Source organism: Pseudoxanthomonas sp. GM95 (assembly GCF_900109775.1).
Taxonomy (GTDB): domain Bacteria; phylum Pseudomonadota; class Gammaproteobacteria; order Xanthomonadales; family Xanthomonadaceae; genus Pseudoxanthomonas_A.
Genome location: NZ_FOAX01000001.1, coordinates 783,299 through 795,267 on the forward strand (window position 1 = coordinate 783,299; position 11,969 = coordinate 795,267).

Sequence of the window (11,969 nt, forward strand, 5' to 3'; positions counted from 1 at the left end):
GCCCATGAACGCCCAAGCCACTTCCGCCCGCATCCTGCGCACTGTGCGCGGCCAGCCGACCTCCGATGGGGCCGGGGTTAAACTCACGCGCGTGATCGGCACCCAGCAGCTGCCGGACCTGGATCCGTTCCTGATGCTCGATGAGTTCGGCACCGACAAGGCCGAGGATTACCTGGCCGGGTTCCCGGATCATCCGCATCGCGGGTTCGAAACGGTCACCTACATGCTCGACGGGCGCATGCGCCATCGCGACAACCACGGCAACGAAGGCCTGCTCACGCCGGGCAGCGTGCAGTGGATGACCGCCGGCCGCGGCCTGGTGCATTCGGAGATGCCCGAGCAGGAGTCTGGCCGCATGCGCGGCTTCCAGCTGTGGGTGAACCTGCCGGCCAAGGACAAGATGACCGACCCGAAGTACCAGGAATTCGCGCCGGACCACATCCCGGTCGCGACGCCGGCGCGCGGGGTGACGGTCAAGGTGATCGCCGGCGCCGTGGGCGAGGTGGTCGGCCCGATCGTGCAGCCGGCCACCGATCCGCTGTACCTGGACATCGCACTCGATGCCGGCGCCAGCTGGGACTATGCGTTGCCCGATGGCCACAACGTGTTCGCCTATGCCTACGAAGGCGCGGTGACGGTGGGCGAGGGCGATGAGGCGCGTGCGCTGGAAACCCAGACCCTGGCGGTGCTGGGTGGCGGTGAGCTGCTGCAGCTGCGGGCTGGCACTGCCGGCACGCGCATGATCCTGGTCGCGGGCCGTCCGCTGCGCGAGCCGGTGATGCGCTACGGGCCGTTCGTGATGAACACCAAGCAGGAGCTGATGCAGGCCTTCACCGATTTCCAGGAAGGGCGCTTCTAGGTCCTGCGGGCAATACGACCAAATGAAAAGGCCGCTCATCGAGCGGCCTTTTTTACGTCGATCAGTTGGCGCTGCGGTTGTCGGCCACCGGCCGGTTGGCATCGAACTGCAGGCTGCTGGTGACGGCGATGGTGGCTTCCAGGGCCGCATCCGAGGGCGCATCGATCCAGATCTGCGCGTAGCGGTCGTCGTCCAGGTCGACCACGGCCATGCGGGTCTTGGCATCGGGGCGATTGGCGATCGAGGAGCGGTACCAGCGCACCTTGTGGCCATCGATCTTGCCCTTTTCCTCACGTGCGCCGCTGGGCTTGTCCGGTTCCTTGCTGGTCAGCATCACGCCGAAGGCCTGCGTGCCCTGCGCGTCGAAGGCCTTGCAGATCACCAGGCTCGACGTGCCGCTCTGTTCCCAGTGCAGGTCGGTGCCGGTCGGCAGGGTTGGGCAGCCACTGACGGACTGGGCCGCACAAAGGGGCGCGGCCAGTGACAGCAGCAGGCCAGCGGCGGAAACAAGGCAGGCTTTCATCGAACGGTCCCCAGTCGTGCAGCACCGGCATGCCGGCGCGGCGAAGTGATGTGGACGCAACGACCGGGATTGCCTGCTTCCCCGTTCCCCTGCAGGCGCTTGCGCGTCATTCCGGTCGACGCGTGATGCTTGGGCGCGGCGCCGTGATGTGTCACCACGTCACAATCGCCCCGCGCCGCACCATAAGCCAAACCAGACAAGGGTGACAATTCCGCGACAGCCCGATCTTTCAGACTGTGCGCTACTTCAATGTTCGGGCAGCGGAATGAACTCCGGGTCGCCCTCGATCGTGCCGAAACGCCCTTCCAGCCAGTCCTGCTTGGCCTGCTCCAGCCGATCCTTGGAGCTGGAGACGAAGTTCCACCACAGGTGGCGCGGGCCATCCAGCGGCTCGCCGCCCAGCAGCATCGCCTTGAGCGGCGTCTTGGCGCGCAGCACCGGGCGGGTGCCGCGATCCAGCACGATCAGGTGGCGATTGGGAATGTCGGCGCTGTCCAGCTGGGCCTCGCCTTCCAGGATGTAGAGCGCGCGCTCCACCGCGCCATCGTCGATGGCCAGTTCGGCTTCGGGCTGCAGGTCGAGCGCGACGTTGAAGGTGTCGGAGAACACCCGCACCGGCGATTCGTGGCCCCAGGCGCGGCCGGCGATCACCCGCAGCGTCGCGCCGCCCTGTTGCCAGTGCGGCAAGGTCTCGGCGGCGTGGTGGTGGAACTCCGGCGCGGTTTCCTCATCTGGCCTGGGCAGGGCGACCCAGGTCTGCATGCCGTGCAGCGGCGCGTGATCCACGCGTTCCAGGGTCGGCGTGCGTTCGGAATGGGCGATGCCGCGGCCGGCGGTCATCCAGTTCACGTCGCCCGGGCGGATGATCGTGTCCGAGCCCAGCGTATCGCGGTGGCCGATCGCGCCGGCCCACAGGAAGGTCACCGTTGCCAGGCCGATATGCGGATGCGGACGCACGTCCACGCCCTGGCCGGCAGCGAAATCTGCCGGTCCCATGTGGTCGACGAACACGAACGGCCCGACGCTGCGGGCCTGGATGCTGGGCACGGCGCGGCGCACCTGGAAACCGCCCAGGTCATGCACGCGCGGCGCGATCACGGTGGTCATGGCCAACCTCCTGCTGTGACGAAGGCGCGCAGGATCGCACGGGCTCCGCGCGCGATCGCCTGCGCTTCGCACAACGGATCGTTGCAGCGGCTCAGGGCGACAGCAGGTCGCCGCCCATCTGCGGCATCGGGCCACGACGCGAGGCCAGCCGGTCGGCCAGACGCGTGGGTTCGGGCAGGCGATAACCGCGCAGCAGGCCGACGACGCGTTCGACTGCGCCGTCCATCGAGACGCGATGGCCCGGCGAGACGATTAGCGGATTGCAGCGCAACTTGCTGCGCAGCATCCAGGCGATCTGTTCGCCGCGATGGAGCAGGGGCGTGCGATCGCCGGGCAGCGGGCCGGGTGGCTCGAAGCGGCCGCACAGCACCTGCTTGGCCACGCCGATGGTTGGCAGGCCGGTCACCACGCCGAAATGCGCGGCAATGCCCAACCGACGCGGATGGGCGATGCCTTGTCCGTCGACGATGACCAGCTCGGGAATCTGCGGCAATGCCTCCAACGCACGCAGCAGCGCTGGCAGTTCGCGGAAGCTCAGCAGGCCGGGCACGTACGGCATCGCCGTCGGCAGGCGTTCGACGACGGTGGCCAGCGGCTGCAGCGTATGGCCATCCAGCAGCACCGCGGCCGCGCGCGTGGTCGCGCCGTCGTCTTCGAATCCCACGTCGAACCCGGCGATCGTGCGCGGCGCAGCGGGCGCCTCATCGACCAGGCGGAGCTGCGTGGCCAGCTGCGATTGCAGCGTGCGGGCGCCGGCGATGCTGCCATCCCAGCCGGCGAAAGCGTCGAACGTCATGGCGAAGGTGCGCCGTCGTGGTTGTCGCGCAGACTTGCATGGCCGGCAGCGTTAATGTCGATGCGGATCAGGCGATCCGACTCGCCGGCGCGCAGCGGCGTCACCGGGCAGGCGCACAGGCCACGCGCCAGCGGCGCCAGCGTGTCGGCTTCGCCAATCACCAGCACGGTGCCGCCCGTGGGCTGCTGCCGCCATTGGCGTGCGGTTTCGTCCAGCGGGCCGCGTGAGAAATATTGATTCGCCATCGCACTCGGGTGCATCGCCAGTGTTGGCGTCGCGGTCTCACGCGTGCGGCGGAATTCATCGTGATAGAGGGTAGTGAGCGATACGTCGGCGAGCAGCGTGGCCAACGCTTGCGCGCGGTGCTGGCCTGCAGCAGACAAATGAGGATCGTCCAAATCGCCGGGCTCGACTTCCGCGTGCGGAACGAGAATAAAGTGGGTGCCTGCCGACGCAGATGTGGTCTTCGAGCCAGTCGACGCACAGCCCGCCAGCGACAGCAGGCAAACGCCTGCCAACAGTGTCCGCACGAACACGTTGCCGATCATGCGCATCGCTGTGAAGCAGCGCGTCGACTTATCCCTGCTGGCGTGATTCCAGGTGGCGCTTGACCTGTTCGGTCGCGTTGCCCGCTTCTTGCAAGGCCGCGCGCAGGTCCTGCTCGTTGGTGTTGAAGTGCTGGGTCCAGTAGGCCAGCTCCCACTCCTCGGTCAGCTCGACCTTGGCGATGTCCTTCGGGATCCGGGATGCGTTGGCGTTGCTCATGGCGGCCTCGTGCGTTCAAGCGAGCGGCCAGCCTGCGAAAGCCTGGCGTAAAGCCGCGTGAGCCGTCGATGCGCGTCCGCACGCGCGGCGGCAACGTCAGTCGATGAACTGCAGGCGCGCCAGTTCCGCGTACAGGCCACCCTCGGTCATCAGCGCCTCATGCGTGCCCTGGGCGACGATGCGGCCGCGGTCCATGACCACGATTCGATCGGCCTTGAGCACGGTGGCCAGGCGATGGGCGATGACCAGCGTGGTGCGGCCGGCCATCAGGCGTTCCAGCGCGCTTTGCACCGCCCGCTCGCTTTGCGCGTCCAGCGCGCTGGTGGCTTCGTCCAGCAGCAGGATCGGCGCATCCTTGAGCAGCGCACGCGCGATGGCGATGCGCTGCTGCTGGCCACCGGACAGGCGCGCGCCGCGTTCACCCAGCTGGCTGTCGTAGCCTTCCGGCAGCTCGCGCAGGAAGCCGTCGGCCTCAGCCGCGATCGCAGCCTGGTGCAATTGCTCTTCGGTGGCGTCGAGCTTGCCGTAGCGGATGTTCTCGGCGGCGCTGGCGGCGAAGATCGTGGGCGCCTGCGGCACCAGCGCGATCTGTTCGCGCAGTGCGGCCATGTCCAGCTGGCGCAGGTCCAGCCCATCGACGCGGATCGCGCCGGCCTGCACATCGTGGAAGCGCAGCAGCATCGACAGCACCGTGCTCTTGCCGGCGCCCGACGGGCCGACTAGCGCGACGGTCTCGCCCGGCTCGATGGTCAAAGTGAAATCGTCCAGCGCCGGCATGTCCGGACGCGTGGGGTAGCGGAAGGCCACGTGGTCGAACCGGATCTGCCCGCGCACCGGCAGCGGCAGCGCCAAGGTCTGCGCGGGCGCCTGCACCTGCGGGGTTTCGTCGAGCAGTTCGCCGATGCGGCCCATGCCGCCGGCCGCGCGCTGCAGCTCGTTCCACACTTCGGCCAGCGAGCCGACCGAGCCACCACCGATCAACGCATACAGCACGAACTGACCGAGCGTGCCGGCACTCATGTTGCCGGCGATCACGTCATGCGCGCCCGACCACAGCACCAGCACGATCGCGCCGAACACCAGCGTGATCGCGCCGGCGGTGACGTAGGACTGGGCGCGGATGCGCTTGCGCGCGGTTTCCACCGAGATCGCCACGGCCGATTCGAAGCGGCCGCGCTCGTAAGGCTCGCGCGCGTGCGCCTGCACCGTGCGCACCGCGCCCAGCGATTCGCCGGCCAGGGTGTTGGCATCGGCGACGCGGTCCTGGCTGGCGCGGGAGATTTTGCCCAGCTTGCGCGCGCCCAGGATGATCGGCACCACCGCCAGCGGGATGCCGACCAGCGCGAACGCAGCCAGGCGCGGGCTGGCGATGAACATCATCACCACCGAGCCGATCACCGTGACCGAGCTGCGCACCGCCACCGACATCGCACTGCCGACCACGCTGCGCAGCAGTTCGCTGTCGGCTGAAAGCCGCGAGACCAGTTCGCCGCTGCGGTTGCGGTCGTGGAACTGCGCGTCCAGGCCCAGCAAGTGTGCGTAGAGCTGGCGGCGCAGGTCGGCGACCACGCGTTCGCCCAGCAGCGACACGAAGTAGAAGCGCGCCGCACTGGCCAGCGCCAGCACCACCGCCACGCCGAACAGCCCCAGGAACGCCTTGTCGATGTTGGCGCCACTGCTGAAGCCGTGGTCGATCATCTGCTTGACCGCGTTGGGCAGGCTCAGCGTCGCCGCCGAGGCCACCGCCAGCGCCACCAGCCACGCGATGAACAGCCCCAGGTGCTGGCGCACGAACGGCCACAGCGCCCGCAGGCTGCCGAGCTTGGGCTTGGATTTGGTGCTGTGTTCGGTCGTGCCGGCGGCGGGGAGCGTGGAGGCCTGGGGAGACGTCATGGAGGTTCCGGCAAAAAAGGAGGTGCAATGCGGCGCAGCCATCGACCGCCGCCCGCTACGGAGGTTCCCGAGGCGGGAACCCGCGCGGCCAGCATCAGCCCGCGGCCGTGGATACGGCGTCGGCCGGGCCAGGCCATCGCACCCGATCACGGGTGGCGTCGCGCAGGTGGTTTTTCAAGGTGTCGGCCTGGTCGGCGGGCAGGCGCAGGGTCAGGCGCGCGCCCTGCGCGTCGAAGGCCTCGTCGCGCTTCTCCGCGCCGAAGGCCGCCAGCGCAGCGTGCACGTGGCCCAGGTCGTCGAAGCTGCAGGCGATCTCAAGTTCGATCAGTTGCAGCAGCGGCAGGCGCGGTGCCTCGCGCAGGGCGCTGGCGGTGCAGCCGCCGTAGGCGCGGACCAGGCCGCCGACGCCCAGCTTGATGCCGCCGTACCAGCGCGTGACCACCACGGCGATCTGGTCGAAGCCGGCGCCGTCGATGGCGGCCAGGATCGGCCGGCCCGCGCTGCCGCCGGGTTCGCCATCGTCGCTGGAGCGGAACGCCTCACCCACGCGCCAGGCCCAGCAGTTGTGGGTGGCGCCGATTTCGCTCGCACTGGCGATGAAGGCCATCGCCGCGTCGGCCGACGCGGCCGGCCCGGCGTGGACGATGAAGCGGCTGTGCTTGATTCCGGTTTCCTGCCGGAGCGGGCCGGCCAGCGTGTCGCTCATGGCAGCAGCGGACGCAGGTCCTCGGGGATCGCCACGTCCGGGTGCTGCTGCACGAAGGCCTGCAGGCTGGCCCGTGCCAGCGCGCTGTCGCCCTCGAAGCGGTGCCGGCGGATGGCCTGCAGCCATTGGTCGGCGGAGAGTTGGCGGTCCTCCGCGACCTGCCGGCGCACGTTGGCTGCCGGACTGACGGCAACCGCGCGATCGGCGGCCGGTCTCGGGATCTGCGGGGGCACGGCGGGGAGAGCGTAATTTGCCGAAGCAGCCTGCTGGGCGGCGCGCAGTTGCTCAACGGCGCCTGGCGCACTTTTCTGCGCCTGCTCGCGCTTGAGCTGCACGGACTGAGCGAGCGTCGCGGCAGCGGCCCGTGCCTCAAGTTGATCGGACTCGGTGGCTACAACCGGCGGTGGCGGTGGCGGTGGCGGAGCAAAAGCGTCTTCCGTATCAGTGACCCGCGACGCCCGTGGTGCGGGCGGGGAGGGCGGCGCAGGCGGGCTGTAAGTCATCGCGGGCGCAGGTGCCGCTGCTTCCGGCGCGGCCGGGGCCGGTGCAGGCGGTGGTTCCGGGGCAGGCGGCGGAACCTCGCGAATCTCGGGGGCTTCGGGCGGGGGCGGCAGCGGCATGGCCTTCGGTGCCGGTGGCACCGACGCGCGCGGACGTGCCGCAGCTTCGGCGGCGGCGTCGACCTTGGCCATCGGCGCGGCGGGCGCGGGGCTTTCGTTTTGAAGCAGCGGGGCCGGCGCGGCATCGCTGGCCGCGCCGGTCTCGTAGACGCGCTCGGTCGTGCGCTGCGGGCGCAGCTGCCAGCTGATCGTCACCGCCAGCAGGACCGAGGCGGCCACGCCCAGGCCGAGCGTCCAGCGCCGTTGAGCCGGGCGACGGCGGGACGGCATCACGGCCGGCCGGGTTGGCGCCGCAACCGCTTCGGGTGTCGAAGCCGTGGCCGGTGCGGAAGCGACCAAAGGGGGGGCTGATGACACGGGCGTTTCACTGGTGCGATCGGCGTCCACGGCCGCTTGCGCCATCGCCAGGATGCGCGCGTCCAGCGATGGACCCGGTTCGGCCGGGCCGGCACCGCGACCCAGGCGCTGGGCCAGGGCGCGTTCTTCCGGGCTCAGGGGCTCGCGCGGCGTGGTCATGCGCCGATCCCCGCGCGCAGCTTGTCCATGGCGTATCGCAGCCGTGATTTCACGGTTTCCCGGCCGACACCGGTGATCTGCCCGATCTCCTCCAGGGTCAGTTCCTGCTCCAGTCGCAAAATCAGGACCTCGCGTTGTTCTTCCGGCAGCGCGTCCAGGGCGCGCTGCAGGTCGCGGCGCTGCTCGAACTCGGACAGCTGCCGCTCGGGGGTTTCAGGGTCGGGCACCTGCGCGGTGCGCGCATCGGCATCCTCGGGCGCGGCGGGGCGGTGCTTCTGCGCACGCCAATGGTCGTTCAGCCGGTTGTGGGCGATCCGGAACAGCCACGTGGAAAACGCCGCGTCCGGCTGCCAGCTGTCGCGCGCGGCGATCACCCGCTGCCAGACATCCTGGAACAGCTCGTCGGCCAGCGCGGTGTTGCGCAGCTGGCGCATCAGGAACCGATACAGCGGTCCGCGATGGCGACCATAGAGCTGCTCGAACGCGCGCACGTCGCCGGCGGCGTAGGCCAGCATCAGCACGTCATCGGTGGGCTCTGCCGCGTCGTTCACGGGCGCAAGCCTACGTTGTGTGGCCGCGGTCTCAAAGCAGGAGCGAGCCCGATGACGAGTTGCCGCCGTGGCGCTTCCGTGATAACCGGTTGCGTATACTTGCAACGTGGGAGATGTGACGTGTGCCATGCCTATGGAAACGCACACCTGCCCACTCCGGGGTCGATCCCGCAGCCGGGCCGTTCAGAGCTGGCGCGCATCGACATCTGCGGCCGCGAAGGGCGTGCCTGTTGAAAGGGGGAAACCAAATGTCTGGCCAGACCGCTCCTGCCAACGTGCAGACCGGTGCCCACGCTGTGGCGACTGACGCCGTGGCGCAGGTGCTGTGCGGCCTGCTGCCGGTAGGTGGGCATGTGGTGGCGTGCTGGCGCGACTGGGCGATCGGCGCGGGCGGCGCGGCCACGGCCGAGGTGCCGGGCTTCCTCAAGCGGCAGGCCGAACAAGCCCTGTGGGACAGCCAGCCTGCGCCGTCGCAGGACCCGACGATGCTGCTGCTGGCCTGGTCCAACCAGGAAGGCAACGCGCGCATGTCGGTGGCCGCCAGCGTGCCGGCGCCGCTGCCGGCGGCCCAGGCACAGGCCTGGCAGGATGCGGCGCGGGCGTTGATCGGCGCCACGCTGGAAGCCGAGCGCGCCCAAGCCCGCGTGGTGTCGCTGGAAAAATCCAAGCGCCTGCAGCAGGCGCTATACGAGATCGCCGACGTGGCCAGCGCCGATCTCGAAATGCACGAAATGCTGCGCCGGATCCACGTCGTGATCGGCACGCTGATGTATGCGGAGAACTGCTACATCGTGCTGTACGACGATGTCCGGCGCACGGTGCGCTTCCTCTATTTCGCCGATCTGATCGACCCGTACGTGGCCGAGCCGGACCGTGAGTTCAGCGAGGAGGAAATGCACAACAGCATGACCATGGGGCTGCTGCAGCATGGCCAGCCGCTGCGTGGACCATCGACGGTCGTGCGCCAGCGTCTGGGCGTGGTGCCCGACGTCAGCCACGGCCCGGACAGTCTGGACTGGCTGGGCGTGCCGATGCGCCGCGACGACCGTGTCTGCGGCGCGATCGTGGTGCAGAGCTACGACACTCCGGCCAGCTACACCGACGAGGACCGCGCGCTGCTGGCCTACGTGGCCCAGCACATCCTCACCGCGATGGATCGTCGCCATGCGCATGAGGAGCTGGAAGGCCGCATCCAGGAGCGCACCCGCGAACTGCAGCTGGCCAACCGCGAGCTGCAGGCCGAGATCATCGAACGCAAGCGTGCCGAGAAGCTGCAGGGCGCGCTGTTCCGCATCACGGACCTGGCCAACACCTCGGCGACGCTGGAGCATTTCTATTCGGCCGTGCACGGCGTGGTGGATGAGCTGATCGTCGCGCGCAATTTCTACATCGCGCTACTGGGCGAAGATGGCCAATCGCTGCATTTCCCGTACTCGATCGATGAGCGCGATCCGGTGCGCAAGTCGCGCCGGGTCAGCCAGGGCCTGACCGAGTTCGTGATCGACACCAGCAAGCCGCTGCTGGCCGATCCCAATGTGGTGGCCACGCTGACCGACGAAGGCCAGCTGGTACAGCACGGCCCGCCGGCGCACAGCTGGCTGGGCGTGCCACTGCTGCAGGGCGGCGAGACGCGCGGCTGCGTGGTGGTGCAGAGCTATTCGCCTGAAGTGCGCTACACCGCACACGACCAGAACCTGCTGAGTTTCGTGGCCCACCACATCGGCAATGGTCTGTCGCGCCAGCGTGCGCGCGAGTCGCTCCGCACCGCGCACTTTGAGCTGGAGCGCCGGGTCGAGGAGCGCACTTTCGAGCTGGCCGAGGCCAATGCCAAGCTGATGGCGCAGATGGGCGAACGCCTGCGCGCCGAGCAGCGCCTGACCTACCAGGCCACGCACGATGCGCTGACGGGACTGCCCAACCGCGCGTTCCTGCTGGACAGCCTGGCCGCGGCGATTGCGCGGGCACGGCTGGGGCAGGGCAGCGATTTCGCCGTGCTGTTCATGGACCTGGACCGCTTCAAACTGGTCAACGATTCCATCGGCCACGCGGCCGGCGACGAGCTGCTGATCGAAGTGGCCCGCCGGATCACCGCGCAGGTCCGCGATGGCGACCTGGTCGCGCGCCTGGGCGGCGACGAGTTCGCGATGGTCATCCACTACCACGCCGATGCGCGCGAAGTGGTCGACTTCGCCTCGCGCCTGCTTGAGGCACTCAACCAGCCGATGTGGGTGGCCGGGCGCGAGCTGTTCCCCGCGGCCAGCATCGGCATCGCGGCCTGGCATCCGCGCTACCAGAGTGGCGAAGAACTCCTGCGCGACGCCGACGCCGCGATGTACCGCGCCAAGGCGCAGGGCCGTGATCGCAGCGCGGTGTTCGACGAGGCCATGCGCGAGGCCGCGATGCGCAGCCTGGACCTGGAAGCCGACCTGCGTCGTGCCATCAACGGCCGCGATTTCAGCCCGTTCTACCAGCCGATCGTGCGCCTGCAGGACGGCCAGGCGATCGGCCACGAAGCCCTCCTGCGCTGGCACCACGAGCGCCGCGGCCTGCTGCTGCCGGCCGAGTTCATCGCCCTGGGCGAAGACAGCGGCCTGATCGAACAGGTCGACTGGCTGCTGTACGAGCAGGTCGCCCAGCGCATCGCCAGCGGCGTGGACGGCTACATCTCGGTGAACGTGTCGCCGCGGCATTTCCGCTCGCCGGACTTCGCCGAACGCCTGCTGGCGCTGTTGCGTGGCGTAGGCGCCAACCCGGCGCAGCTGCGCGTCGAACTGACCGAGATGGCGCTGCTGGACGATGCGCCGCGCACGCTGCGCATGCTGCAGCTGCTGCGCGAGAACGGCGTGCTGGCCCAGCTGGACGATTTCGGCACAGGCTTCTCGGCGCTGTCCTACCTGCATCGGTTCCCGATTTCGGCATTGAAGATCGACCGCAGCTTCATTTCCGGCATCTCCAGCGCGAGCCGCCCGGAGAGCGTCGGCCTGGTCCGCGCGATCCTGGCGCTGGCCGGCACGCTGGGCATCGAAACGATCGCCGAAGGCGTGGAAACGCAGGCGCAGATGGAAGCCCTGCAGGGCCTGGGCTGCAGCTATGCGCAGGGGTATTTCCTGGGGCGTCCGGGCCCGGTGCTGGGCGAACGGGTGCTGTGACCGGCGCCTGATCGGGCCATCCGGCCCGCTGGATCAGAAGACGATATCGATCCGTTCCACATCGGCCTGCGTGTCGGCCTGCGACGTGGCCGTCCACAGGGCGGCCGGAGCGCTGGTCGCATGCACGGCCGTCGGAGCCGGCGTTTCGGGCGAGCAACTGACGTTCACCGCGGTGTCGTGGGTGATCGTGCAGGTCGGCACCACCTTCAGCCTCACTGCCATGGCGGCCTGGCTGTTGCCTTCATCAGCCATCGCAGGCGCGGCGACGGCCGCAAGCAGGAGGGCAACGATCAGGAGCAGGCGCGGGGTGGTGCGGGACATGTCAGAAGATGGCGAACTGTGCTGAGCGTATGTTATCCGCACATATGTACAGTGATCCTCACGTCCGGTCGTTTCTTTGGTCGCAAGGCCCCGGCTGTTCCGCCGGCCGGGACGAACCCCGTATTCAGCAAGACGCCCCCGGCGGCTTAAGCGCGCCGGGGGC

Annotated in this window: 12 protein-coding genes; 2 read left to right on the forward strand and 10 right to left on the reverse strand. The window is 69.1% G+C overall.

Annotation, left to right across the window (positions count from 1 at the left end; genetic code table 11):
* The first annotated feature begins 4 nt into the window (after window positions 1-4).
* Window positions 5-859 (forward strand): pirin family protein, encoded by an 855-nt coding sequence (locus BMZ17_RS03730; RefSeq protein ID WP_093136047.1) that lies wholly within the window; start codon window positions 5-7, stop codon window positions 857-859.
* 61 nt (window positions 860-920) lie between these two features.
* Here the strand turns inward: BMZ17_RS03730 and BMZ17_RS03735 are convergent, their stop codons facing one another.
* The 9 genes from BMZ17_RS03735 to BMZ17_RS03775 form a co-directional block, all read right to left on the reverse strand.
* Window positions 921-1,382 carry a hypothetical protein gene (locus BMZ17_RS03735; RefSeq protein WP_093136050.1) on the reverse strand — a complete coding sequence of 154 codons (462 nt, stop codon included), beginning with the start codon at window positions 1,380-1,382 and terminating at the stop codon, window positions 921-923.
* Between the two features lie 246 nt (window positions 1,383-1,628).
* Complete coding sequence (locus BMZ17_RS03740) at window positions 1,629-2,489, reverse strand: pirin family protein (RefSeq protein WP_093136053.1); 861 nt, start codon at window positions 2,487-2,489, stop codon at window positions 1,629-1,631.
* Window positions 2,490-2,580: 91 nt separating this feature from the next.
* Window positions 2,581-3,285, reverse strand: a complete 705-nt coding sequence (nfi, locus tag BMZ17_RS03745; RefSeq protein WP_093136056.1) for a deoxyribonuclease V — start codon at window positions 3,283-3,285, stop codon at window positions 2,581-2,583.
* Entirely contained in the window at window positions 3,282-3,833 is a 552-nt protein-coding gene (locus BMZ17_RS03750) for a histidine phosphatase family protein (protein WP_175485465.1), read from the reverse strand. Before BMZ17_RS03750 ends, nfi begins: the two co-directional genes overlap by 4 nt.
* Window positions 3,834-3,861: 28 nt before the next feature.
* Window positions 3,862-4,050, reverse strand: a complete 189-nt coding sequence (locus tag BMZ17_RS03755; RefSeq protein WP_093136061.1) for a DUF3606 domain-containing protein — start codon at window positions 4,048-4,050, stop codon at window positions 3,862-3,864.
* A 96-nt stretch (window positions 4,051-4,146) separates the two neighbouring features.
* Window positions 4,147-5,943 carry an ABC transporter transmembrane domain-containing protein gene (locus BMZ17_RS03760; RefSeq protein ID WP_093136065.1) on the reverse strand — a complete coding sequence of 599 codons (1,797 nt, stop codon included), beginning with the start codon at window positions 5,941-5,943 and terminating at the stop codon, window positions 4,147-4,149.
* A gap of 94 nt (window positions 5,944-6,037) precedes the next feature.
* Window positions 6,038-6,649 (reverse strand): IMPACT family protein, encoded by a 612-nt coding sequence (locus tag BMZ17_RS03765; RefSeq protein WP_093136068.1) that lies wholly within the window; start codon window positions 6,647-6,649, stop codon window positions 6,038-6,040.
* The gene (locus BMZ17_RS03770; RefSeq protein ID WP_093136071.1) at window positions 6,646-7,785 is read right to left on the reverse strand and encodes a hypothetical protein; all 1,140 of its coding nucleotides are present in this window, start codon (window positions 7,783-7,785) and stop codon (window positions 6,646-6,648) included. The genes BMZ17_RS03765 and BMZ17_RS03770 overlap by 4 nt, the downstream gene beginning before the upstream one ends.
* Window positions 7,782-8,336 carry an RNA polymerase sigma factor gene (locus BMZ17_RS03775; RefSeq protein WP_093136075.1) on the reverse strand — a complete coding sequence of 185 codons (555 nt, stop codon included), beginning with the start codon at window positions 8,334-8,336 and terminating at the stop codon, window positions 7,782-7,784. The genes BMZ17_RS03770 and BMZ17_RS03775 overlap by 4 nt, the downstream gene beginning before the upstream one ends.
* Window positions 8,337-8,584: 248 nt before the next feature.
* On the opposite strand from BMZ17_RS03775, the gene BMZ17_RS03780 reads away from it, so the two are divergent.
* Window positions 8,585-11,485, forward strand: coding sequence for an EAL domain-containing protein (locus BMZ17_RS03780; RefSeq protein ID WP_093136078.1), 2,901 nt, complete (start codon window positions 8,585-8,587; stop codon window positions 11,483-11,485).
* Window positions 11,486-11,518: 33 nt separating this feature from the next.
* On the opposite strand, the gene BMZ17_RS03785 is transcribed toward BMZ17_RS03780, so the two are convergent.
* Complete coding sequence (locus BMZ17_RS03785; RefSeq protein WP_093136081.1) at window positions 11,519-11,806, reverse strand: hypothetical protein; 288 nt, start codon at window positions 11,804-11,806, stop codon at window positions 11,519-11,521.
* Between the last annotated feature and the right edge of the window lie 163 nt (window positions 11,807-11,969).